The 22,039-nt window shown below is 41.3% G+C and carries 20 protein-coding genes and 1 pseudogene; 15 read left to right on the top strand and 6 right to left on the bottom strand.

Annotation, left to right across the window (positions count from 1 at the left end; genetic code table 11):
• Positions 1-273 precede the first annotated feature (273 nt).
• The 4 genes from Q7J63_RS03405 to Q7J63_RS03390 all read left to right on the top strand — a co-directional run bounded on the left by Q7J63_RS03405 (position 274) and on the right by Q7J63_RS03390 (position 3,747).
• Positions 274-1,038 (top strand): DeoR/GlpR family DNA-binding transcription regulator, encoded by a 765-nt coding sequence (locus tag Q7J63_RS03405; RefSeq protein ID WP_304883973.1) that lies wholly within the window; start codon positions 274-276, stop codon positions 1,036-1,038.
• A 753-nt stretch (positions 1,039-1,791) separates the two neighbouring features.
• Entirely contained in the window at positions 1,792-2,427 is a 636-nt protein-coding gene (locus tag Q7J63_RS03400) for an HPP family protein (RefSeq protein WP_304883972.1), read from the top strand.
• A 135-nt stretch (positions 2,428-2,562) separates the two neighbouring features.
• Positions 2,563-3,030: a GbsR/MarR family transcriptional regulator gene (locus Q7J63_RS03395; RefSeq protein WP_304883971.1), complete on the top strand. Its 468-nt coding sequence runs from the start codon at positions 2,563-2,565 to the stop codon at positions 3,028-3,030.
• 465 nt (positions 3,031-3,495) lie between these two features.
• Positions 3,496-3,747 carry an acyl carrier protein gene (locus Q7J63_RS03390; RefSeq protein WP_304883970.1) on the top strand — a complete coding sequence of 84 codons (252 nt, stop codon included), beginning with the start codon at positions 3,496-3,498 and terminating at the stop codon, positions 3,745-3,747.
• A 153-nt stretch (positions 3,748-3,900) separates the two neighbouring features.
• Here Q7J63_RS03390 and Q7J63_RS03385 read toward each other — a convergent pair whose 3' ends face one another.
• Positions 3,901-4,113, bottom strand: a complete 213-nt coding sequence (locus Q7J63_RS03385) for a hypothetical protein (RefSeq protein ID WP_019599086.1) — start codon at positions 4,111-4,113, stop codon at positions 3,901-3,903.
• Between the two features lie 302 nt (positions 4,114-4,415).
• Between Q7J63_RS03385 and Q7J63_RS03380 the strand changes: the two genes are divergently transcribed.
• The 3 genes and pseudogenes from Q7J63_RS03380 (at position 4,416) to Q7J63_RS03365 (ending at position 7,256) form a co-directional block, all read left to right on the top strand.
• Positions 4,416-4,907: a hypothetical protein gene (locus tag Q7J63_RS03380; protein ID WP_304883969.1), complete on the top strand. Its 492-nt coding sequence runs from the start codon at positions 4,416-4,418 to the stop codon at positions 4,905-4,907.
• A gap of 88 nt (positions 4,908-4,995) precedes the next feature.
• Positions 4,996-6,009, top strand: a pseudogene (gene iolG / locus Q7J63_RS20835) (inositol 2-dehydrogenase).
• Positions 6,010-6,287: 278 nt separating this feature from the next.
• A complete protein-coding gene (locus Q7J63_RS03365; protein WP_304883966.1) occupies positions 6,288-7,256 on the top strand; it encodes a DUF1080 domain-containing protein in 969 nt (322 codons plus the stop codon).
• Positions 7,257-7,344: 88 nt separating this feature from the next.
• On the opposite strand, the gene Q7J63_RS03360 is transcribed toward Q7J63_RS03365, so the two are convergent.
• The 3 genes from Q7J63_RS03360 to Q7J63_RS03350 all read right to left on the bottom strand — a co-directional run bounded on the left by Q7J63_RS03360 (position 7,345) and on the right by Q7J63_RS03350 (position 9,925).
• Complete coding sequence (locus tag Q7J63_RS03360; protein WP_019599082.1) at positions 7,345-7,617, bottom strand: VF530 family DNA-binding protein; 273 nt, start codon at positions 7,615-7,617, stop codon at positions 7,345-7,347.
• A 316-nt stretch (positions 7,618-7,933) separates the two neighbouring features.
• Complete coding sequence (locus Q7J63_RS03355; protein WP_304883965.1) at positions 7,934-8,608, bottom strand: hypothetical protein; 675 nt, start codon at positions 8,606-8,608, stop codon at positions 7,934-7,936.
• Positions 8,609-8,809: 201 nt separating this feature from the next.
• Positions 8,810-9,925: a DUF4236 domain-containing protein gene (locus Q7J63_RS03350; RefSeq protein ID WP_304883964.1), complete on the bottom strand. Its 1,116-nt coding sequence runs from the start codon at positions 9,923-9,925 to the stop codon at positions 8,810-8,812.
• A gap of 782 nt (positions 9,926-10,707) precedes the next feature.
• On the opposite strand from Q7J63_RS03350, the gene Q7J63_RS03345 reads away from it, so the two are divergent.
• The gene (locus tag Q7J63_RS03345) at positions 10,708-12,315 is read left to right on the top strand and encodes a murein L,D-transpeptidase (RefSeq protein ID WP_019599076.1); all 1,608 of its coding nucleotides are present in this window, start codon (positions 10,708-10,710) and stop codon (positions 12,313-12,315) included.
• Positions 12,316-12,764: 449 nt separating this feature from the next.
• A complete protein-coding gene (locus tag Q7J63_RS03340; RefSeq protein WP_304884005.1) occupies positions 12,765-13,523 on the top strand; it encodes a DUF1080 domain-containing protein in 759 nt (252 codons plus the stop codon).
• A gap of 209 nt (positions 13,524-13,732) precedes the next feature.
• Here Q7J63_RS03340 and Q7J63_RS03335 read toward each other — a convergent pair whose 3' ends face one another.
• Entirely contained in the window at positions 13,733-14,125 is a 393-nt protein-coding gene (locus Q7J63_RS03335; RefSeq protein WP_019599072.1) for a hypothetical protein, read from the bottom strand.
• A gap of 442 nt (positions 14,126-14,567) precedes the next feature.
• Here Q7J63_RS03335 and Q7J63_RS03330 point away from each other — a divergent pair, with 442 nt between their 5' ends.
• The 6 genes from Q7J63_RS03330 to Q7J63_RS03305 all read left to right on the top strand — a co-directional run bounded on the left by Q7J63_RS03330 (position 14,568) and on the right by Q7J63_RS03305 (position 21,011).
• Positions 14,568-15,029: an Hsp20/alpha crystallin family protein gene (locus tag Q7J63_RS03330; RefSeq protein ID WP_019599070.1), complete on the top strand. Its 462-nt coding sequence runs from the start codon at positions 14,568-14,570 to the stop codon at positions 15,027-15,029.
• 159 nt (positions 15,030-15,188) lie between these two features.
• Complete coding sequence (locus tag Q7J63_RS03325; RefSeq protein WP_304883963.1) at positions 15,189-15,845, top strand: N-acetylmuramoyl-L-alanine amidase; 657 nt, start codon at positions 15,189-15,191, stop codon at positions 15,843-15,845.
• Between the two features lie 6 nt (positions 15,846-15,851).
• On the top strand, positions 15,852-17,534 hold the full coding sequence (locus Q7J63_RS03320; protein ID WP_304883962.1) for a glycoside hydrolase family 10 protein: 1,683 nt from the start codon (positions 15,852-15,854) through the stop codon (positions 17,532-17,534).
• Positions 17,531-18,037 (top strand): GNAT family N-acetyltransferase, encoded by a 507-nt coding sequence (locus Q7J63_RS03315; RefSeq protein ID WP_304883961.1) that lies wholly within the window; start codon positions 17,531-17,533, stop codon positions 18,035-18,037. The genes Q7J63_RS03320 and Q7J63_RS03315 overlap by 4 nt, the downstream gene beginning before the upstream one ends.
• Entirely contained in the window at positions 18,034-19,314 is a 1,281-nt protein-coding gene (locus Q7J63_RS03310; protein WP_304883960.1) for an MFS transporter, read from the top strand. The genes Q7J63_RS03315 and Q7J63_RS03310 overlap by 4 nt, the downstream gene beginning before the upstream one ends.
• Before the next feature lie 113 nt (positions 19,315-19,427).
• Positions 19,428-21,011: a glycoside hydrolase family 3 protein gene (locus Q7J63_RS03305; RefSeq protein WP_304883959.1), complete on the top strand. Its 1,584-nt coding sequence runs from the start codon at positions 19,428-19,430 to the stop codon at positions 21,009-21,011.
• A gap of 222 nt (positions 21,012-21,233) precedes the next feature.
• Here the strand turns inward: Q7J63_RS03305 and Q7J63_RS03300 are convergent, their stop codons facing one another.
• Complete coding sequence (locus tag Q7J63_RS03300; protein WP_304883958.1) at positions 21,234-21,836, bottom strand: DUF4136 domain-containing protein; 603 nt, start codon at positions 21,834-21,836, stop codon at positions 21,234-21,236.
• Between the last annotated feature and the right edge of the window lie 203 nt (positions 21,837-22,039).

Here is a 22,039-nt window from a genome sequence, read left to right as displayed (position 1 = left end):
TAGAATTCGGGTTGAATCCAGCCCAATAATGGGGAATATCGGTTTGGCAAAACCATCTGCCTTCAAGAAAAGTCTCCAGCAGACCCAACTTGATTTTCAATTGCTTTTATTTTTTACAACAAATACAACAAAGAAGCAAAAAGAAATGAAAAGAAATTAATTTCGTTTCAAAATGGTTTAAAATTATCTTTAAGTTTGCCCATCCTTTGGTTTACACTTGAATACGTCTGAAAAGAATATCAAGAAAAACCTTTTCCCTTTGAAAAACAAAACATGAATATCGCAGAAAGACATAAATTCATTTTGGATAAACTCAAGGAAGCCGGAATCGTGAGTGTGGCCGAATTGAGCAAAGCGCTTGACGTCACCATGGTAACCATCAGAAAGGATTTAAAGCTACTTGAAGACAGAAAGCTGCTTTTCCGATCTCATGGCAGCGCCACCCCCACCTCCCCTTATGTCAACGACAAACCGGTGGACGAAAAAAAGCTGGTCATGGTGAGTGAAAAAGACAAAATTGCTCGCCTGGCAGCCGAACTTATCGAAGACGATGATGCAATCATCATTGGTTCCGGCACGTCGGTGACTGCTTTGGCTAGGGCGATTCCAAACCAAAAGAAAGTCACTGTACTGACTGCTGCCTTGAATGTGACCCTCGCCCTGATGGAACATCCAAATATTGAGATCGTCCAGCTCGGGGGGATCGTCAGAAAGAGCAGTTCCTCCGTTGTGGGCCATTATGCAGAAGAAATGCTTGCCAGCTTCTCCTGCAGCAAACTGTTTCTCGGTGCAGATGGCATCAGCCCAGATTTTGGCCTGACCACCTCCAACATGATGGAAGCCCACCTCAACACCAAAATGATCAAATCCGTCCAGAAAGTAATCGTACTGGCAGATTCCAGCAAATTTGGACGAAAGGGATTTGGTAAGGTCTGCGATGTTGATGACCTGGACATGGTGATCACAGATGCGGGAATTCCGGATATCTACAGGATCAAGTTAGAGGAAAGGGGAGTCGAAGTGTTGATTGCGGAGTGAAAAACAAATTGCTTTCCCACTTGAATTCCCTTATACATCATTTCCTGTAAAGCAAAAAGGTAAATTCTCAATCAACCTTGACTGCAGGACTTCTAAATGAACCCATTCAGAAACACCAAAGCTTTGCCCCAATAAAAATTGAATTTCCCCCCATCATTCATCCAACTGTCTTTGACACCCAATCAAAAAGAATGAATTGCCATTAAACCCGTTTTATGCATTACGAACTCAATTCAAGAGTGTAATTCACCGATAGTCAATTAGGGATTGACTATTTTTGACTTCATCCTATTGTTGTCAGGAATTATTCTCCGAATAGTCTGATTTTCTTTCAGTTCAATTCCAATTTGGAAACCTTTTGCATATTTCGGGTTAAACCCGTTTTATGCATTTCCAATCCCATTCCATCCTAAAAACACATCATAACCAGTCTGTTGTTTACTGTTTATGACTTCACCGTTTTGGCACTATGCCCTACTCCCTAAATGATCTGATTTTTTTGCCGCTTCAATACCTATTGGGAAACCCATTACATATTTAGGGTTAAAGAGGCCAATATTGCATATATTTTCAAATTGACCGGAATTGTTCACGGTATTTAAACGCATATTGATGAATCAGAAACATCCGCGTGAAATATCCATAAATCCTCAAATGAATAGGGATGATGCGGTACCCACTATCTAAATGCGTGGGAAATTCTTTTTTCATCCCCTGCTTTTTTTTAAGTTTGGACTCCAATCATCCAAACAGATGGCCTCCAAAAAACTAGAGAAAGGATTTAGAAAAGCACGCTTCATCGTATACAAAGAAACCAGTCACAACCCAATAGACAACCTTTGGGCATTTTTTGGTTCCCTTCTTGCCCTAAGTGGAATAGGGTTGCTGCAAATCGGATCCAACATGGATGGAACCCAGGATTATTTGTTTCTGATTGGTGCTTTTGGTGCCACTTCGGTTTTGCTCTTTGGCGCCCCCAACAGTCCACTGGCACAACCCAGGAATATGATTTTCGGAAGTCTTCTTTCAGCGATTATCGGCGTTACCGTATATGCCCTATTCCATAATATCGGGTATTTTTGGTTTTCCTCAGGTTTGGCAGTGTCCTTGTCCATATTGGCCATGCAATTCACCAAAACATTACATCCTCCAGGTGGTGCCATTGCTTTAATCGCAAATATTGGTTCAACGGAAATCAAGGAAATGGGCTATTGGTATGTGGTCAACCCGGTTTTGACCGGTGTACTCCTACTTTTTTCGATTGCATTGGTGTTTAACAACATCTCCAAAAACCGGATATACCCTTACCGGGAGGTAAACATCCGAAAACTCAGCTACATGCAAAAGGTGCTGTTTTGGCGACCGGTTGTTGTAAAAAATGAAAAATGATCGGTTTTTTCCAACCCGTTCAGCAAAGGCCAGATCAGTTTTCAGAAATAAAATTTAAAGCTGGTTCTTTTTTTTGTGAACAAACAAAACCTCCCTATCTTTGCCCCACTGAACCCACTCATATTCACTGAGAGAATGGCACAAATCCTAAACGAAAAGCAAAAAGAACTCATCGAAAAAATCGGAGTCATCCACGAACAACATGGCATGCAGCCATTGATGGGGAGGATTCTCGGACTTATTTTGGTGATCGAAGAAGCTGAAGTAACTTTTGACGATATCGTGACGCATCTCAATGTCAGCAAAAGTGCAGTGAGCAACGCACTAAATTTTCTGCAACTCCAAAGGTTTGTCATTTACAGGACCAAACCTGGAGAAAGGAAGCGTTATTTTTATCTGGATATCGAAGACTGGGACCAAATCCTCAAGAAAGAGCTTTGCAACGTGGCAGACATCAACTCTTTTTTCAAAGAGGTCATCGAATTAAGGGGAAATGCAAAACCCGAATTTAACAACAAACTCAAAGATCTCTGCGAATTTCTTGAATATCTGAAGGAAGAAATCCCCCTGATGTTTGAAAGATTCAAAAAAAACAAATCCTAGAAAAATTTGATTTATTAGTTCTTTTTTTACTGAACTTTAAGAATAAACTACTCAAAACAATGTTTACTACTGTGTTAAAGAAATATTTGCTAAGCTTTGGGCTATTTTTCAACCTACCGCTGCAAACGCACCTGGCCACTCCCCAGCAGGAAATTTTGCTGGAAGACACCCCGATCGATCAATTCGAATCTGAAGGGTCTGCATAAGTTTGATTTAACCCGAAATATCAAATAGATTTTACAATAAGGGTTGAAACTAACAGGAAATCAGATGATTGGGAGATTGGGGTAGCGTTTCGATTTGGTGAAGTCAAAAATAAAACAACTTACTGATTCTTAACCAAAATCCGGCTGAATTGAAATTGGCAATGCACAACACGGTTTTAGCATCAAGTCCATGGATATAACAGGCAATCTTGGACGGGTTGTCTGCTCCTTGGTACCAACAATCAAATATTTGACAAAAATGAAAATGAATCACTATACACAACTCCGGAAAATCATTCAAGTATTCCACCAATATGGGATCCATTTGTTTGGGAAAAGAAAATTCGATAACCTGTACCATGACTTGAAAATGGAACCCATATTTGTGATGGGATTAATTTTTGAGCTGGAACTGGCTTCCACCATGCAGCTAAATGATGAAGATGCTTACAGTGCCCAAGTACCTGCCCAAATCATCCAGAAATTGATCGGCGGTAAAGAGAGGCATTAACGTTTTCTGGGAACATCAAAAAAAAACCTAACTGGCTTTAAGAAAGCAGTTAGGTTTTAATTGAGTGATGACTAAAAATTGGGTGATTATAAATTTCCTGAACGACACTGCTCAAGTTTATTTGAGGTGCTGGAGGGATTCAGGAGAAAGGGTTCAAGCAACTACTTTTCTGGTTTCTAATTTTTTTGAGGTAAAATAAAAATACATAAATCCAAATTGCGGAACCAGTATCAACAAGCTCGTGGTAAGAATGGATCCTGCCGAAAATCCAATTTCCAAACCAAATAATTTCATTCCTATGGCGATAATGGCTACGGAAAAGAGTGCAAAAACATTGGCGAAAATTAATTTTGTCTGGTTTTTCATGGCCATCTATTGCTTTGTATATCAATAATAAATTCAAATATGGGGTAAAAAATGCGGTTTCCAATCGATAATTTTTCAGAACCAACCCACTCTATCCACCTGAAAAAGAACAGAGTAATAATTTTTTTTTATGCATTTCATAAATTGCATCTCAATATTTGAAAATTGCATTTTACCATTTATTGTTGCACTTATGGTTTTATTAATACAAAAAAAATAATTGAAAATAATTTCATGTTTTTATAACCGCTCCTCAATTTTTCATTTTTGTGAGAGCATATATTGGCTAATATTGATTTGCCATGAACAATTTGAGACTCCTTTACAATTCACTTCTTCTCCTTGGTTTACCAATGATCTTTGCTTGTTCTCCTTCCGAAAAAACAGCAATGGAGGAATACTTGGTGGAGGAAACAAAAGAACAAAACCCAAAACCTTCGACAAGACCAAAAACGAGCTTCAACGAAGAAAATTGGTCAACCGATTATTCCAATATCCAAGTATCCATCGGTGAGATCCAATTGGTGAATGAGGCGTTTGTCGTCGAAGTGAAGGTCATGACGAAACGAGAAAATTACCACATCGAAATCCTTGGCAATCTTTCGGACGGAAAAGGAAATATTACAGGATCCCGAACGGATTCCTTTTATGGACCGGATAGTTTTGAACACACCTTTCGCTTTGAAAAAGTAGAGGGGTTTCTTCCACATTTGTTATTGCTTTCGATTTACAATCCCATTGATGGCAATTGGAACGACTTGACTTTTACCTATTTTGACAATGGAGAAGAGTAAAAGCCCTCTTAAAAGGGGAACACAGAAATCTTCTTGACAAAAAGAAAACTTTGGGATTAAGGTATTTTTGACACAAATCAGTACAGCAATGAGCGAATCATTAAAAATAGGAATTATCGGCTTGGGCCGCATGGGCAAAATTCACCTTGGAAATCTATGCACCAAAATTATGGGAGTGGAAGTCATTGCCGTGATGAATCCTTCCCAAAAGGGATTGGCGATCTCCAAAAGATACAACATCCCCCTTACGACCACCAATGTGGATGTCATCTTTAACCATCCCAATATCGATGCAGTGGTCATCTGTTCTCCAACCGACACGCATTCCGATTATGTAAATAGAGCCGCAATAGCAGGAAAAGCTATCTTTTGTGAAAAACCACTCGATCTTTCGTTGGAGAAAGCTTTGAATACGCTCCGGATCGTCAAGGAGGCCAAGGTCCCATTGATGATGGCCTTCAATCAGCGCTTGGATCCTACTTTTGAAGAGGTGAAAAACAAGATTATGGAAGGGAAGGTTGGTCAGATCCATACGATACATATCATCAGCAGAGATCCTACCCCACCTCCCATTTCGTTTATCAAGCATTCTGGCGGTTTGTTTATGGACATGACCATCCATGATTTTGACATGGCCCGCCACTAAGTCGGCAAGGAAGTGTTGGAAGTTTTTGCCAAAGGCTACAATCTATTGGACCGGGAAATCGGAGAGGCAGGCGATATCGATACAGGAATCATCCTGCTTACCTTTGAAAACAACATCACTGTAACCATCGAAAACAGCCGAAAGGCAGTTTATGGCTATGACCAACGTATCGAAGTCTTTGGATCACTGGGCATGATACAGGCGAATAACCCCTTGAAATCAAACACCGAATTTTCGGATGAATCGGGAACGCATTTACCGCGAAACCTGGACTTTTTCATGGACCGGTATCTGGTTTCCTATCAGCGGGAAATGGAGGCTTTCATAGATGCATTGAAAAACAAGACGCCAATGCCCATCACGGGAGAAGATGCTCTGCATGCCATGAAAGTAGCCATTGCCGCCAATATCTCTGTCCATGAAAACCGTCCCGTGAAAATCAGCGAAGTGGGGTAGAAACCTGAAAATAAATAGTTCTTTTTCCTTTTCAGGTATTTGTCATTTTCAAATTTCTCTTTGGTACAGGAAATATCTAACCACAGGTTTTAAATGCCAAAATTGCGCTCTCCATTCTTTTCAGAAAAAAACTGACCTTGCCTATTCTACCTTTGTCCTAAAAATCCGTTATTTTTGATTTATTCAGCTTCATAAAAATAAACCCCTAAACCCGAAATATGTATTGGGCTTCCTGATAGGTTTGAAAATGCATAAAACGGGATAAACGAAAAACACCTATGAAAAACCTTGATTTTTATTGCTCTTTACCACGCATCGCAACACTGATGTTGATGGGGATTTTCCTGTTTTTCAATCCCCAAAACCTGACCGCACAGTCAGAAAGCAAGGATTTCATTGGCCCATGGGACCTTACCTTGGAGATGAACGGAAAATCCGCGCCTTCCTGGCTGGAGGTGAAATCATCCGGAATCAAGACATTGGTTGGTCATTTCGTAGGAAATGATGGCAGTGCACGACCGATTTCCAAAGTGAATTTTGAAGGAGGCAAGATTTCCTTCAGCATTCCTCCACAGTGGGAAAATACAGACAAGGAGCTGTTTTTCGAAGGGAAATTGGAAAATGGAAAACTGATCGGGACCATCGATCACCCGACGGGAAACAAATATCCATTTGTGGGTGAAAAAGCTCCCTTATTGGAACGAAAAGCCAAGCCAACTTGGGGGGAACCCATCAATATATTCAACGGAAAGGATCTTTCCGGTTGGCATGCCGACAAAACAGAAAACCAATGGCTGGTGAAAGAGGGCATCCTCAGCAGCCCAAAAGCAGGCGCCAACCTGATCACAGATGAAAAATTTGAGGATTTTAAGTTGGTGGCTGAATTCAGGTATCCAAAAAACAGCAACAGTGGGATCTACCTCAGGGGAAGATATGAAGTACAGATCGAGGACAATCCTGGTACACCTCCCTCCTCGGTATATTTTGGCGGGGTTTATGGATTTGTGACACCAAATGAAATGGTCGCAAAATCAGCTGGCGAATGGCAAACCTTTGAAATCACCCTAATCGGCCGCAGGGTCACGATCATCGCCAATGGCAAAACCATCGTCTGTGACCAAATCATCCCGGGAATCACCGGTGGGGCCTTGGACAGCAAGGAAGGCGAAGCCGGTCCAATCATGCTTCAAGGCGACCATGGCGTGGTCGAGTTTAGAAAATTGGAATTGACAAAGGGAGAATATTGAAGAGACATTTAAAAAAATGAATTCCAGAGGAGCAACCCAAGCGGTAAGCTCCTCTTTTTTGCTTTTCACCTAATTTGGAGAATTTGTTTTACAAATCCCTTTCCCGGCGAGCCTCTTCCCTCTCAAGGGTTCTGAGGTACAAGTCCTCTACTTTTTTTCTCGCCCAATCTGTTTTTCTTAAAAATTTCAGACTGGAATTGATGGAGGGATCATGGGTAAAGCAGCGGATCGTGATCCTTTCCCCCAGTTTTTTCCAACCGTATATTTCCACCAAATAATCCAACATGTCCACCAATCTCACGCCATGCAGCGGATTGAAGGGTTGGTGTTTTGGGTCTAGGTTTTCCTTGTCTTTTTCCATGCCCCCAAAGTTAGGAATAATTCAACCCGAAATATGCATTGGGATTCCAAATGGGTTTGAAAGGACAAGAAAATCAGACCATTTGGAGAATACCGTTCAGCACCGATCTGGCAGAGTTAAAAAATAAACAACCATTTGTTTATCAAGCATTTAATGACTAGGGCAGGATTGAAAATGCATCACACGGAATCAAAAAATTGTGGTGGGAGAAATGCAAGAGGGAATTAAGTTTGCCTGAGCATTCTCTAAAATCGGCCATGTCCGAAGCCTAAAATAATCAGTTTTGAAAACCTTCCCCTAGGAAAATGTATTGCTCTTATTGCCTATTTTCACTTTTCATCATGTCAAGGAATCGCTCCATCATCAGGTCATCTCCCTTTTTGAAAGCCGAACGGACGGCGATATTCCCATGAACCGTTCGTAGGTTTTCAAGCAAGACTGGAGCATCCAAATTATTCGACAGGAGAAAATCACTTACCTCCTGCCCTCTCTTTCCCGCTTGGCTTCCTTCAAAAGCAAATGGAGCAGTCACTAAACATCTCAAGCTGTCCTCATTTTTGCGGTGACACAGTTTCCCCGCCAGGGAACGGCATAGGACAGAACCGCTGAATTTCCCAAGCCCTGCGATCAAAAGCACCATGCCTTTTTTTCCCTCCAAAAAATCAACAATCTCCAGATCCAATTCCCGATCCAACTGAAGTTCCGTTTTCAAAAACCTTTTTTCCTCAAAACAATCATAAACTTCCAAGGGAGGATAAAACGAAAAAAAACGTGCATTTTCCGGCATCTGATCAGGTTGTCGGTCAGAAATCAACGTTATCGAAGAAAGATTGTATCCTTGAAGGTGATCAGCCACCCAGCGGGAACCGACCGTCCCCAAACCCACGACATGGATTTCGCGGAGATTATGCTTGGATCTGCTCTTCCCAAATGCTGTCGCAGGAAAAGACAAAGTGAGGGCAAGGGCTTTGAGCAGGTTGCGTCGTTTCATGGTTTTTTGGTGATTTTGTTATTCATTGACAGTTGATCTTTCGAAATAAAAGGGCTGAACTGAAGTCCAAATTATCCAAAAGGACGGGGAAACAGAAGGAATCGAAATATATTGACACCAATTGGCAGAGAATTGATGATTTTGAAAATATGCCTTCCTGACCTATGAAAAAACCTGATGGTGAATGTCAAATTCGAGAGGTCAGGATTGGAGTAATTTTTGATAAATTTTAAGGGTTTTGGCAAAATCACGGGCTTTGGCAGCATTGCTAAAGCTGTACGCTTCCTTCAGGCCTGTTTTGCTTTTGATATTGATATTGCCGTAAAGACAAACCGGGATCTGGTAATTTTCTTTGAACCTTCGGTCGGGGCTGCCATCTTTGTTGGCCTTTGCCCATGATTTCCCAGTGATCTCCGCATCTTCAGGGATTTTTTCTTCTTCTAAAAATTTTTGGGAACTGTACTCAAAGTCAATTTCACGAAGATCCAACAAACCAAAATTCTTCTCAGAATCGACGATGGCCATAAAAAACGGATAAACATACAAATCACCCCCATTGGCATTTTCAAAATGCAAGGCTTCATATTTCGACTTAATGATTTCAAGGTTTCCAAAATCAAAATTCACCTCCACCCGAGTGACAGTTTGAGTTGCTGCAGAACGGCTTCCTGGAAAATTATTGGGAGAAAACGAGGTGATGTCCCAGATTTTAGCACAGGTCAAAAGAGAAGTATATCTGGAAAGCAGTGATGTATACGCCGATTCGATTTCTATGTCCGTTTGCATGTCAATGTTGACAAAGCAGCCAGCAAGTTGCTTTTCCAGGTCGGCTAAATATTCCATCTTTTCATCCCGATTATTTCTGAACCATTTGATAAAAAACCCGATAATCAAAAAGTAAGAAATGACCAAGAGTATTTTGCTCCACTTCAAGCTTGATCCCGCAATTTTGATTTCTTGAATCAATTCGTTTTTTTCTTCGTAACAGTTGACCAAAGTCTCCTGAAGCCTTTTTAACCCTTCCGTGGTGGTGGTGGATAGATTCTCGGCTAAGGGTTGTTGCTCCCCGCGCATTCCATTCCCATCCTCCAAAAAATTGTTTGAAAGATTTCGGCTTGCAGGCGAATGTGGAGTTGTTTTCCCACCGACTCTCTTTCGGTCATAGATCCCGGTACCGGGAATCCCCGTGTTCAAAAATGTTCCCTGCTTGTTAAAATTCAAGCTAGCACCCGGCACTCCGACGGTGGTACTGATTCCTGTCTTGCTAAAATTCAAGGTAACCCCCGGAAACAAGCGTACTCTTCTTCTAAACCTCATGGTCTTCAAGTTTAATGGTTGAAACAATTCCTCCCCAAACCGCCCCTCTCCCAAAATTGCTCAGGAAAAACCTACTGTGGCAAAACATCCGAGATAGGAGAGTATCAAACCAGAGACTGATTCTGAAATGCCCGCTCTACACCACAAGATAGACCGGGCAGGAGTATTTACCAGAGACAAAAGGTAGATGTTTTTTCTAAAACCAACCTTAAAAATCCTGAGGAACAAGTAAACGTGTTTGGCACGAGAAGCTAAAGCCTGTAGTTTTTTTCAGATGAAACTGAATCTTTCCAGAAAAAGGGAAAGAGTAAAATCGTTGGGAATAAGTGTTTTTGGCAGGGGATAAGTTTTGTGGGGACAATGTTAAAGCCAAATAAACATGATTGATCAAAAATGATGTATGGTGACGAATAAAAAACCCCACCTAAATTCTTAATGAGGGAGGAGTGGAAAACTACTTCTCGGGAAATTCCTGATCCGGACTGGGTTCTTTCACCCTATTGTGTGCATAGTCTTATTCAGCATCTTTGTCTTAAGCTTTTGTTCTCCTTTTCAAAATCTTCCCAAGTTTAGGGGACTAAGGGGATGACGGAGGCAATTGCTGTTATTGCGGTCACTATTAATTTTGAGCTCATCATTTTTTTAATTGAAACAAATAAAACAAATAAGATTGGATGAGACGCCTATACTCACTAAAGAATTAAAAATACACCATCCATCCCCTACCTTAAATTCTAGGCACCACTTTTGCAAGCGCAATAAAAAAATTATTCAACAGATTTATGAAGTTTAGAATTGTCTCTGTATTTGCCTTGGTCGCACTTATTTTTTCCTGCGAACAAAAACCCTCCCAAACAGAAATTGCCGAAGTCCTGGAATCCTTGATCGATGTTTCGAAAAATGATTCCAGCTTGGTTGATGCCTATCGTGAAAATGAGTTCCAACCTGTTTGGACCCAAAGCGGCGGGCTAAAGAAAGTAGCTGAAAATTACTTGGAGGCCTTGGATGAAGTGGTTTTTGATGGTTTGGAGAAAACCGACTACCTCACCGAAGAATTGGCTCAGCTTATTGAAGCTTCCAAGAAATCAAAGGATCCTATGGTTTTGGCCACTTTAGATCTTGCGATGAGCAAATCCTTCCTGACACTTGCCTCCGACCTGAACATCGGTAAAATAGATCCGGGAAAGCTCAACATCGAATGGAAAATGGATCGCAAAATCCCCACGGAAAAATACAGCGAGGTATTACTTGCCATCGCTGGTGGTGAATCGCCGGAAAAAAGCTTGGCCAATCTTAGACCCGACAATTCCGAGTACAACAAATTGCGTGAGCAATTGAGGAAATTAATCGCTGAGCCTTTGGTCGACTCCTTGCAAGTGAAAAACTTTGAAGGCAAAATCGAACAAGGCGATCAACATGAGGCCATACCTTCCATCCGGAAAAAACTGGCTTTTTGGCAGGAACTGAAATCCGAAGGGACCGGAAATGTCTATTCGGAAGATATGTTCAAAGCGGTAACCCATTTTCAGAAGCGCCACGGCTTGATCGATGATGGTGTCATCGGTGGGGATTTTATCGAAGCGATCAACTATGGCCAAGCGGATTTGATCACCAAAATCAAAGTGAATTTGGAACGTTGGAGATGGTTGCCTGATTTTACCGAAAACGACAAAGACAAGGTGATTGTCAATATCCCGGATTTTCGTCTTTTCTACATCCAAAAATCTGACACCATCTTGACCTCAAAAGTTATCGTTGGAAAAGATTACAGGCAAACCCCTGTGTTTAAATCAGACATGACCTACTTGGTACTTAGCCCAACATGGACACTTCCGGAAACCATCCTTTGGGAAGATGCAATTCCTTCCATCCAGAAGGATATCAGTTACTTGGACAAACACCAAATGAAAGTATTGGATTTTGACGGAAACGAAGTCAATGCAAAGAAAATCAATTGGAAAAGCCTGAAAAGCAAAGGAGATTTCCCTTATATGATCAGACAGTCACCCGGAAAACTGAACCCATTGGGTCAAGTGAAGTTCATGTTCCCAAATGATTACAGCATTTATATCCACGATTCCCCGGCTCAAAGCCTGTTTTCCCAAGACGAAAGGACTTTCAGTTCTGGCTGTATCCGAATGGAAAAACCCAAGGAATTTGCAGAGCTTTTGTTGGCGGAAACCGATGATTGGGATGCGTCCACGATTTCCGATTCCATGAATTTGGAGCAAGAGAAAAATGTTAGCTTAAAGAAGAGCCAAGAAGTCTGGATCCTTTATGTTTCTGTTTGGGACATCGCTGGAAATGTAGCCGTCAGAAAGGATGTCTATGAAATGGATAAAAAACTGGCCGCTGCCATGTCACTTCCTGTATCCACCTTCTTCTTATAAAATTTAATTCTTTAATTCTCCCTTTTGAAAACGGAGAATAACTGATTCCAAAATTTGATTGGCTTCTGGATATCGCTTTCAAGTGGTATCCAGAAGCCTTTTTTTGAATCAAATGGTACTCCTATTGCTTTTAGTATGCTTACTTTCCCCCTCTTTTTTAAGCGCTCCTTTTTTGGAAAATGCCCGGAAAGCAATTCAATTTTCAATATTTCTTATCCTCCAAATAACCCCGAACCCGACAAATAATTGTTTCCTTCATGGATGAATTTGCTTTCTCATGCAGGGAATTTGCTTTGTGAATTCTCCTTTTTGCTTCAAAATCGGGATTCATTTTTTGATTCCAGACATTTTTCAGCTTTCTTTCCAGAACAACCACGCACTTGAAAAAAGTTAATCCATTATCTCACATGCCAAACTCAAAATCAAACCACCTTTTGTTTGCACTATTAATGTCCATCACCTTACTGGCAAACCTATCGTGCTCATCCACTGCTGAAGAAAACGATTGGATTTCCCTTTTCAATGGCAAAGACTTTGACGATTGGACAGTGAAATTTCACCACCATGACGTGGGGGACAATTATGCCGAGACTTTCAGGGTTGTGGACGGTAACCTTCAAGTGAATTATGACGGTTATCAAAAATTTGAGAACAGATATGGCCATTTGTTTTACAATCAACCTTATGGTTCTTATCATTTCAGCCTTGAATACCGTTTTACCGACCAATGGATGGAGGATGCACCTGATTATACTTATAGAAACAGCGGGATCATGTTTCATTCCCAAGATCCAAAAACAATCCTGAAAGAGCAGGATTGGCCTATTTCTGTAGAATTTCAACTGTTGGCGGGTTTGGGTGACGGGAAACCCCGACCGACAGGCAATATGTGTTCTCCGGGTACTGAAGTGATTTTTGAGGGAAAGATGGATCCCCGACATTGCATTGACTCCTCCTCGGACACCTTTGAATGGGACCAATGGGTCAAGGCCGACCTGATTGTTTTTGGGGATTCCCTCGTAATTCATCTGATCAATGGAGATACGGTCTTAAGATACACACATCCTCAAATCGGTGGTGGTGTGGCCAACAACTATGATACGGCAATCAAGGAGGACGGAAAAATGTTAAAGGAAGGATTTATAGCAATTCAGGCGGAAGGACAAGGAATCGAATTTCGGGAAATAAAAATAAAAATATTAGAGTAATGTTTAACCCTTGTAACACTATCCCGAAAAGTTTGCAAATAGATTTTTGATTATCCAATATTTGCACTTTACCTTATTCTCCGAATAGTCTGATTTTCTTGCAGTTTCAACACCTATTCGGGAACCTAATGTGTATTTGGGTTAAATCATGAACACCCTTTCTATTTTAAGAATGCCACAGGCCAGATTTCTGTAGTTTCATTCGAGATCTACCCAAATCTGTCCAGAGGTCTTTTTGATTTGAGATCCCTTACGACCAAGACCCAGTCCTCCTCCAACTCCAGATACCCATAATCGAAACAGTAGATGTATTTTTTGCTTTGTGAATTCGTGAATTCATGTGTCCTGAATTTAAAATCATACCCTTGTCGAAGCAATCGGTCTTTCGGAATACGAACCGTCTCGACTCCATCCTCCAAGATGTTGTCTAAAATCTTCCAGTTGATATTCAATTGTCTGAGGTAAACTCCCTTTGATGAGTTTTCATCAAATTTTTTCAGGTTGTTGAAAGTATTCCTGCAATAATCATCACAATATTTTTTATCAGACCTTCCCCGGATGATTTTATTACAATTCAGGCAATTTTTATCTTCTATATACATAAAAATGTATTTTAAATAAATAAATTTAAAATGATCAAGTAAATAATGGATTAAATTTAATTGTTACATAAGTCAAAAAAAATACCCAATAGAGGGTATTTTTTAGTGTTTTTGCTGCTATTAAAGGAGATTTTTCTGGATAACTGCCAAAACACAAAAAATTCTCCCTCTTTCAATGAGGAAAATTGAAAAAATTCAAGCGTTAAGATTTTTGATCAATCTACGGCTTTTACTGGTTGGGGGATTTTCGAGACTTTCCCCTTTTCCAATGATTGGAGAATTGCACTGTTTTCAATAGTGGATCATTGACAGAATCTTTCATTTTTTAATGAAATTGAGTTGAAAAAATAAATTCATTGATATAAATCATTCTTTATATTATTACATTTTATTATTTTTATATCAATTTAAAATCAATTAATAAACCTAAAACCAATTTATTATGACCACTTTAATAAAAAGAAGAAACGGGCCGTTTTCCAGCATTCTTCCTGAAGTATTCAATACCGAAAGATTGTTTGGGCCAAGTCTTATGGATTTGGAAAGGACCTTCTGGGATACCGAGAAAAACTTTGATGTCCCTTCTGCAAATGTCAGGGAAACTCCAAAAGAATTTATGGTTGACGTCTCCGCACCAGGATTCGACAAGAAGGATTTCAAAATAGAGTTTTCCGAAGGCATGCTGACCATCCATGCCGAGAAGGAAGAAAAAACTGAAGAAACCAAAAAGGATTACATGCACAAGGAATTTTCCTATTCCTCCATTCGGCGCACCTTCAGCCTTCCCGAAAACATCAAAGAGGATAAAATAGAAGCCAAATACACGAATGGAATTCTACATCTTGTCCTTCCCAAAAAGGAAGAAGGTAGAAATAAAATAACCAAGGAAATCAAGATAGGTTAGCATCCAAAGTTTTCCCAAACGCCGACTTGGAACTGTATTCCAAGTCGGTTTTTTTTTCTTCGCCAAACAATAGCGTTCATCCTAAAAAAAATGAACTCGGTAAAGTTACAATGGCCGTGATTTGCTGAGTATATTTGGCAAATATTTAAACAGCCGCAAATGAAATTTTTAAAGGGTTTTCTTTACCTATTCTTCCCATTTTTTCTACTGAGCTGCAGTGGGCAGACCTTTAGGATTCTTGAAAAACCCATTCAATTCGATGAAGAAAGGGAACGATTGTCCCTAGAATACCTCAAAAACCGACATGGTATTGACAAAACACAAGCCACCATCGCTCCCACAATGGTCGTGGTCCATTGGACCGCGGTGAATACATTGGAAGCTACTTTTGACATCTTTAATCCCGTGAATTTGGGAGGGCGGCCAGAATTGACCACGGCGAGTAACCTGAATGTGTCTGCCCATTTTTTGGTGGACAGAGATGGTACCATTTTCAGATTGTTGCCGGACACTACCTTTGCAAGACATACAATTGGCTTGAATTATACTGCCATCGGCATTGAAAATATTGGGGGGCCGGATGCTCCACTGACCAAAGCACAGCTCGAGGCCAATGCAGCATTGATAAGATACCTGAGCAAAAAACACGCGTTGACTTATTTGATCGGACACCATGAATACCAAGGTTTTCAGGGATCTGCTATCTGGAAGGAAACCGATCCCAATTACCTTACCCAGAAAGTGGATCCCGGACCAAAGTTCATGAAAAGACTGAAAAGAAAATTGGAAGACCTCAACTTGAAAAGCAATCCCTGAAACTGAATGACGCCATTATTTTTGTCCAAATCGATCGTGAACAACAACTTACTAAAAGCCCTTATTCTGGGATTTATTTTCCTTGTATTGGGCGCCTGTGCCTCAAAGCAACCCATTGCAAAGACCGGTGGAGCAACAGCCACCAAACCGATTCCTGTTCCTGCAAAAGAGCCTGCCCCCATTCCTTTGCCTTCTCTTCCTGAAATCCCAAAGAATAAGGGGATTTTCAAGGTTTGGGAAGTCGATATGGTTCCTAGCAAACGGGAATTTCGCGGGATATGGATCGCTACGGTCGGCAACATCGATTGGCCAAGCTCCTCAAGGGATCCTTTTTCGAAACAAAAAACCGATTTTATTAACTTGTTGGATTATTACCAAAAAATGAATTTCAATGCCGTAATCGTCCAAATAAGGACTTCCGGTGATGCTTTTTACCCTTCCCGTTTGGCGCCTTGGTCAAAATACCTGACTGGAAAAGAGGGCCAAAAGCCGCTTACCGATGAGGATCCGCTGGCCTGGATGATCTTGGAAGCACACAAAAGAGGAATGGAATTTCATGCCTGGTTCAATCCCTATCGCGCAACCGTGGACTTGGACCTCAAAAAACTCAGTCCAGAACACGATTATTTCAAGCACCCCGAGTGGATGATCAAATATTCGAACAAGTATTATTACAACCCAGGACTTCCCGCCGTACAGCAGCACCTGACAGAGGTGATACGGGAAGTGGTCCAAAATTACGATGTGGATGCCGTCCATTTCGATGATTATTTTTACCCTTACAAAGTGGACAAACTTGTGTTTGACGATTTGGTCTCCTATAAAAAACATGCCACAACCGGACAGAAACTGGAAGATTGGAGACGGGAAAATGTGAATAAACTGATCAGCGCTGTTCACCAAGCCATCAAGTATGAAAAACCATGGGTCCAGTTTGGCGTAAGTCCATTTGGCGTTTGGAGAAACAATGACAAAGATCCCAATGGCTCCAAAACCAGGGCCACGTCCAATTTTGACGACCTCTATGCTGATCCAATCACTTGGATGAAAAATGGTTGGATTGATTATTTGATCCCACAGCTTTATTGGAGCATGGATTACAATCTGGCTTCCTACCGGGAGCTTGTCCAATGGTGGTCAAAAAATAATCACGCCACCAAAATCTATATCGGCAACAGCCCCTATAAAATTCGGGACAATGCAGACCAAGCCTGGAACGATCCCTTGGAAATCCCAAAACAAATTGACTTGACCAGAACCACCTCCAACATCTCTGGAAATGCTTATTTCAGTGCCAGATCGCTCTTTGTCATCAATAAAGATGTGGCCGAACACATCCGCATAAACCATTACAACAAACCCGCTTCACCTCCCCAATTCACGCCTAGAAACCGAATGCAACTAGAGGATCCCGAAACGCCCACCATCGTCCCGCACAAGGGTGGTTTTGCCCTGCAATACAACGCACGCATCAATGTTTCCTTCAGATATGCCCTCATTCATTCCGCCGCAAACCTCAAAACACTTTCTGAGAGATCGGCACTTATGGAAACAAAAAAAGTCTACCTTGGGTCGGACAACAGGACCTTGATCCCGCTGGAATCTGGGACAAACAAAAAATTTATTGCCATTAGCCTTGTCGATCATTTTGGCAGGGAAAGCACCCCTGCAGTATTTGAAATTTATTGAGTCTTCAAAACTCCCTGCCCAATATGCAAGACATGATCGTCCGATTGGTGGACCTTCCGGAAATCGGCAAAAATGAAAGTGCATTTGCACAGAAAAACATCCTTTTCAGAAGACCGATAGCTCCGGAAAAGTCCATGGTTCAGGACTGGGTTTTTGCAAATTTTGGTCAGTATTGGTCGAATGAGGTGGAAGTTGCTTTTTCCAACATGCCACCTACCTGTTTTATTGCTCAAAAAGAGGGTGAAATCTTGGGTTTCGCTTGCTATGAAACCAGCTCCAGGAATTTTTTTGGCCCCATGGGGACATCGGAATTCTTTAGAGGCCAAGGCATTGGGGAAGTGCTTTTGGTAAAAAGCCTTCTATCCATGAAAGAAATGGGCTATGCCTACGCCATCATCGGTGGAGTCGGACCAGCTGATTTTTATAAAAAGGCAGTTGGAGCGACTATAATAAAGGGTTCGGAAATCAGTATTTACCAACACCTCCTTCCCAAAAAATCATGAGTAAACCCATCAAAAACAATCCCTGGTATTGGGTTCCTCCACTTTACCTGACCGAAGGCATCCCCTATGTCCTGATCATCACGGTTTCTGTGATTATGTTCAAAAACTTGGGTGTGGACAATTCCGATATAGGCTTGTACACCAGTTTCCTATATCTCCCCTGGGTGATCAAACCCTTTTGGAGTCCCTTGGTGGATCTTTATGGGACCAAAAGGAAATGGTTTCTGGTCATGCAATTGATCCTTTCCATTACTTTTTTGGGTATTGGTTTGTCCTTGCCCACCAATTCTTTCTTTCTGCTCAGTTTGGCCTGTTTTTGGGTTGCCGCATTTGCTTCAGCGACCAATGATATTGCCTCCGATGGTTTTTATCTTTTGGCACTCAAGGAGGACCAGCAATCCTTTTTCATCGGCGTTCGCAGCACCTTTTACCGGGTTGCGATGGTCACTGGGCAGGGTTTGTTCGTGATTGTGGCAGGTTATCTCGAACAAAGACTTGGCGACAATACGCAAGCTTGGTCCATTACAATGGTGATGGTGGCAATTTTGATGCTGGTATTGACAGTAGTTAATCTATTGACGACCCCTAAAGTTGAATCACAGAAAGAATATGTGAAAGAGGAAGCGCTCACCTTTGGCAAGGTGTTCCTGAGCTTCTTTCAAAAAAAACAAATCGGAATTGCCTTGGCCTTCATTTTAATGTACCGATTGGGAGAATCCCAGCTGGTCAAGATGGCGGCTCCATTTTTATTGGATGCCCGAACGGAAGGAGGGCTCGCACTGACCACAAGTGAGGTGGGTTTGATTTACGGCACATTTGGCATCATCGCCCTTTCCGTTGGCGGCATCATCGGTGGCATCGTCATTTCCAGAGATGGATTGGGAAAATGGTTGCTCCCCATGATTTTAGCTCTAAACATCCCAAATTTCTTCTATTTTTTATTGGCCTATTGGCAACCCGAATCTGCCATCTTCCCGGCATTGATCGTGATTATTGAGCAATTGGGGTACGGGTTTGGATTTGCTGCCTTTATGATGTACCTGATTTATATCGCAGAAGGAGTTTCCAAAACAGCACATTACGCCATTGCCACAGGTTTTATGGCCCTTGGCATGATGCTTCCGGGAATGATCAGTGGTTTTGTCCAAGAATGGCTAGGCTATTCAGGCTTCTTTCTTTGGGTGGTCATCGCTGCTTTTCCGGGAATATTGCTGGTCAAGTTTGTCAAATTCCCCCAGGAATTTGGAAAGAAAAAACCAAGTCAGGCATCTTTGTAAAAAGATGCCTCCATGAATAAATCTGGATGCAGCGGTTAGAGAGACACTGTTTATCCTCTTATTTATTAAGGCTTTGCCATTTTAATTTTACCAACAACCCAACATATTGAGTGATGCCTTACACAAAACCGGAAAAAATCGGACAGCTTTTTTCACCCGCTGCATTTGTCCACGACAGCGAGGAGCATATTCAGGAAATGGAAAAACTGATTAGGGATTTTCATATTGGCGGCATCACATTTTTTCACAGCCGACAAAGTGCCGCAGCCAATTTCGAAAAAAGACAAGAGGTTCTCGATGTGGAAAACACCTACGAAAGAATGCTTGCATTGATTCACCGCTTTCAGAAAATTTCCAAAACCCCACTGTTGATCAGCATTGATGCGGAGTTTGGCTTGGCGATGCGCATCGAAAAAACGCCCCAATATCCTTATGCGATCTCTATGGGTGCCATTCCACAAACCGAAAAAAAGCTGGTATTCGAAACTGGCTTTAGGATTGGACAAGACCTCAAAAGATCTGGCATCCACATCAATTTCGCTCCTGTTGCAGACATCAATACCAATCCCGAAAACCCAGTGATCGGTTATCGGTCGTTTGGCCCTGACAAAGAAAAAGTGAGTGCATTCGCCTTGGCGATGTACCAAGGAATGGTTGCCGCGGGGATTGCTGCTTGCTACAAGCATTTTCCAGGACATGGCGATACACATGTGGATTCGCATTTGGGTCTGCCTATTATCCCAAAATCGAAGAGACAGCTTTTGGAGGAAGAATTGTACCCTTTTGTAAAAGGCATTGAAGCCGGAGTAGAAATGATCATGGTGGGACATTTGGCTGCCCCAGCACTTACGGGTGGAGAAAACATCCCTGCTTCCATCAGCCATGACATCATCACCGGATTGCTGAAGAATGAAATGGGATTTGAAGGAATCATCGTTTCCGATGCATTGAACATGAAAAGTGTTTCGGCTCTTTTCCCGATTCCCGGTCAGTTGGAGTGGGAAGCCTTCCATGCCGGAAATGATCTGCTGTGTTTCTCGGAAAACGTTCCGGAAGGTATACAATGGATTTCAGAGCGCAGCTCCCCAGAAAGATTGGAGGAAAGTTTTGGGAAGATCATAAAGCTCAAAAATAAATTGGGGATTGCAGAAAATACTCCCGTCCCCAAGCCTGAATTTGAATATGAAGAAATCAATTCCTTCAATATGACTCTGGCTCAAAACTACTTGACTGTCCTGAAAAATCCAGAACCTTTGTCCGCATTGGAAAATACCCAGAGGTCAAGCCAATTGGCAAAAGTGAGTCTGTTTTCCTCCAAGGAAAACGTTTTTTTCAATTCCATAGACCAAACCCTTTCGAGTGATTCCTTCAATGCAAATCAATTGGGATCGGATTGGACTTCCTCGCTGGAATCTTACAGCGAGATTTTGATTGCCATCTTTGTCCCTTCTGCCAAACCACTTAACCATTTCGGAATGGATACTGCCCAATTGGAGAAGTTGTCTGCATTGGCTGTTCAAAAAAACTGTCACCTCTATTTTTTCGGAAACCCTTTGGCAATCCGTAAAATAGAAAAACTGGAACATTTCAAAACAATCGTCTGTGCATTCCAAGGATTTGATGTTAGCCAAAAGGTAGCCGCAAAACAACTACTTGGAAAAATGAAAGCGATAGGGAAATTGCAGGGATCCTTTTAACCCGAATTCCAAGACTTGGAAAAAGTAACGTCATTTAGCTTACTTGAGATGGGTTTGATGGAACTATGCATTAGGGTTCCCAATTAAATTGGAACTAGTTGAAAATCAAATAGTTGGAAGAATGAATCGTCTAACCGATATTATGAATTCATAAACAGAGAACAAGATGCTGATTAAGGGATATTTATAGAACAGAATGGGATTGTTGTTGCATAACACGGGTTAAAATGACCTAGTCAAAACCCTAAATTGATCCATCACCCTGTATGTGGCACGCGTCAAGTCGGATTGAATGTCTGGAGATGTATAGTCGAAAGGTGCAGCGGTGTATCCCTGCCAAACAGTATTTCCTTTTTTATTGTCGATCACAAAAATCACGAGCATACCAGCATTTTGGGTGTATTTGACGTTGTTGTAGTTTTCTTCCTTGGTCCTTTTATCTGGATCCTTCTCCTCCTCTTCTTCTTCTCCCTCGGTTTTCTTTACGGTCTCAAAACCTTGTCGCTGCAGCCAGTTGTCAAAATTGGGTTGCTCATACCCCCTGTACTTCACCTCTTCGTAAAAAATCTTATAATTGACCAAAAGGTCTGGCTTTTCATCCTGAAACCTAAATCCCTGAGACCCCAATCTAGAACTGATGGTTCTTTCGATGGTTTTCAAAAATTGCGTGGAATCGGTGCTTGGATTTTCCACAAACCCGTAGGTTTTGTACCTTTTAAAACCAGCATTGTAGTTAAAATCATATTCAGCGACAAAATCCTTTTGGGTAAAACAACCAGAAACTGATACAACGAATACAATTAAGATGATCGGGGAAATTTTCATATCCTGACTCGATTAATTTTGAATGAAAGGCTTAAAACATTTTAAAATCGTTTGTTGACTTTTGAAAAGCAGAAGTTGCGATAAGCAAAATAAACAAGAAAGGGAGTATTTTGTTTTGACTATATGAATATACTAAACTGAACATCAAATAATTACAATATATTAAAAAAAACCTTAAAAAATTTCAATCCTGAATTCGGCCT

Source organism: Rhodonellum sp., from assembly GCF_030656585.1.
GTDB classification, from domain to species: domain Bacteria; phylum Bacteroidota; class Bacteroidia; order Cytophagales; family Cyclobacteriaceae; genus Rhodonellum; species Rhodonellum psychrophilum.
The sequence above is the reverse complement of the archived record's forward strand: the minus strand, read 5'-3'. Positions and strand labels throughout refer to the sequence as shown.

What these genes read in the sequence shown, in the direction of transcription:
- Q7J63_RS03355 (WP_304883965.1), bottom strand. Translation starts at nt 8,608, where the DNA reads ATGAAACGACGCAACCTGCTCAAAGCCCTTGCCCTCACTTTGTCTTTT.
- Q7J63_RS03345 (WP_019599076.1), top strand. Translation starts at nt 10,708, where the DNA reads ATGAAGTTTAGAATTGTCTCTGTATTTGCCTTGGTCGCACTTATTTTT.
- Q7J63_RS03335 (WP_019599072.1), bottom strand. Translation starts at nt 14,125, where the DNA reads ATGTATATAGAAGATAAAAATTGCCTGAATTGTAATAAAATCATCCGG.
- Q7J63_RS03310 (WP_304883960.1), top strand. Translation starts at nt 18,034, where the DNA reads ATGAGTAAACCCATCAAAAACAATCCCTGGTATTGGGTTCCTCCACTT.
- Q7J63_RS03305 (WP_304883959.1), top strand. Translation starts at nt 19,428, where the DNA reads ATGCCTTACACAAAACCGGAAAAAATCGGACAGCTTTTTTCACCCGCT.
- Q7J63_RS03300 (WP_304883958.1), bottom strand. Translation starts at nt 21,836, where the DNA reads ATGAAAATTTCCCCGATCATCTTAATTGTATTCGTTGTATCAGTTTCT.
- Q7J63_RS03325 (WP_304883963.1), top strand. Translation starts at nt 15,189, where the DNA reads ATGAAATTTTTAAAGGGTTTTCTTTACCTATTCTTCCCATTTTTTCTA.
- Q7J63_RS03350 (WP_304883964.1), bottom strand. Translation starts at nt 9,925, where the DNA reads ATGAGGTTTAGAAGAAGAGTACGCTTGTTTCCGGGGGTTACCTTGAAT.
- Q7J63_RS03380 (WP_304883969.1), top strand. Translation starts at nt 4,416, where the DNA reads ATGAACAATTTGAGACTCCTTTACAATTCACTTCTTCTCCTTGGTTTA.
- Q7J63_RS03395 (WP_304883971.1), top strand. Translation starts at nt 2,563, where the DNA reads ATGGCACAAATCCTAAACGAAAAGCAAAAAGAACTCATCGAAAAAATC.
- Q7J63_RS03360 (WP_019599082.1), bottom strand. Translation starts at nt 7,617, where the DNA reads ATGGAAAAAGACAAGGAAAACCTAGACCCAAAACACCAACCCTTCAAT.
- Q7J63_RS03330 (WP_019599070.1), top strand. Translation starts at nt 14,568, where the DNA reads ATGACCACTTTAATAAAAAGAAGAAACGGGCCGTTTTCCAGCATTCTT.
- Q7J63_RS03400 (WP_304883972.1), top strand. Translation starts at nt 1,792, where the DNA reads ATGGCCTCCAAAAAACTAGAGAAAGGATTTAGAAAAGCACGCTTCATC.
- Q7J63_RS03405 (WP_304883973.1), top strand. Translation starts at nt 274, where the DNA reads ATGAATATCGCAGAAAGACATAAATTCATTTTGGATAAACTCAAGGAA.
- Q7J63_RS03340 (WP_304884005.1), top strand. Translation starts at nt 12,765, where the DNA reads ATGTCCATCACCTTACTGGCAAACCTATCGTGCTCATCCACTGCTGAA.
- Q7J63_RS03365 (WP_304883966.1), top strand. Translation starts at nt 6,288, where the DNA reads ATGAAAAACCTTGATTTTTATTGCTCTTTACCACGCATCGCAACACTG.
- Q7J63_RS03385 (WP_019599086.1), bottom strand. Translation starts at nt 4,113, where the DNA reads ATGAAAAACCAGACAAAATTAATTTTCGCCAATGTTTTTGCACTCTTT.
- Q7J63_RS03390 (WP_304883970.1), top strand. Translation starts at nt 3,496, where the DNA reads ATGAAAATGAATCACTATACACAACTCCGGAAAATCATTCAAGTATTC.
- Q7J63_RS03320 (WP_304883962.1), top strand. Translation starts at nt 15,852, where the DNA reads ATGACGCCATTATTTTTGTCCAAATCGATCGTGAACAACAACTTACTA.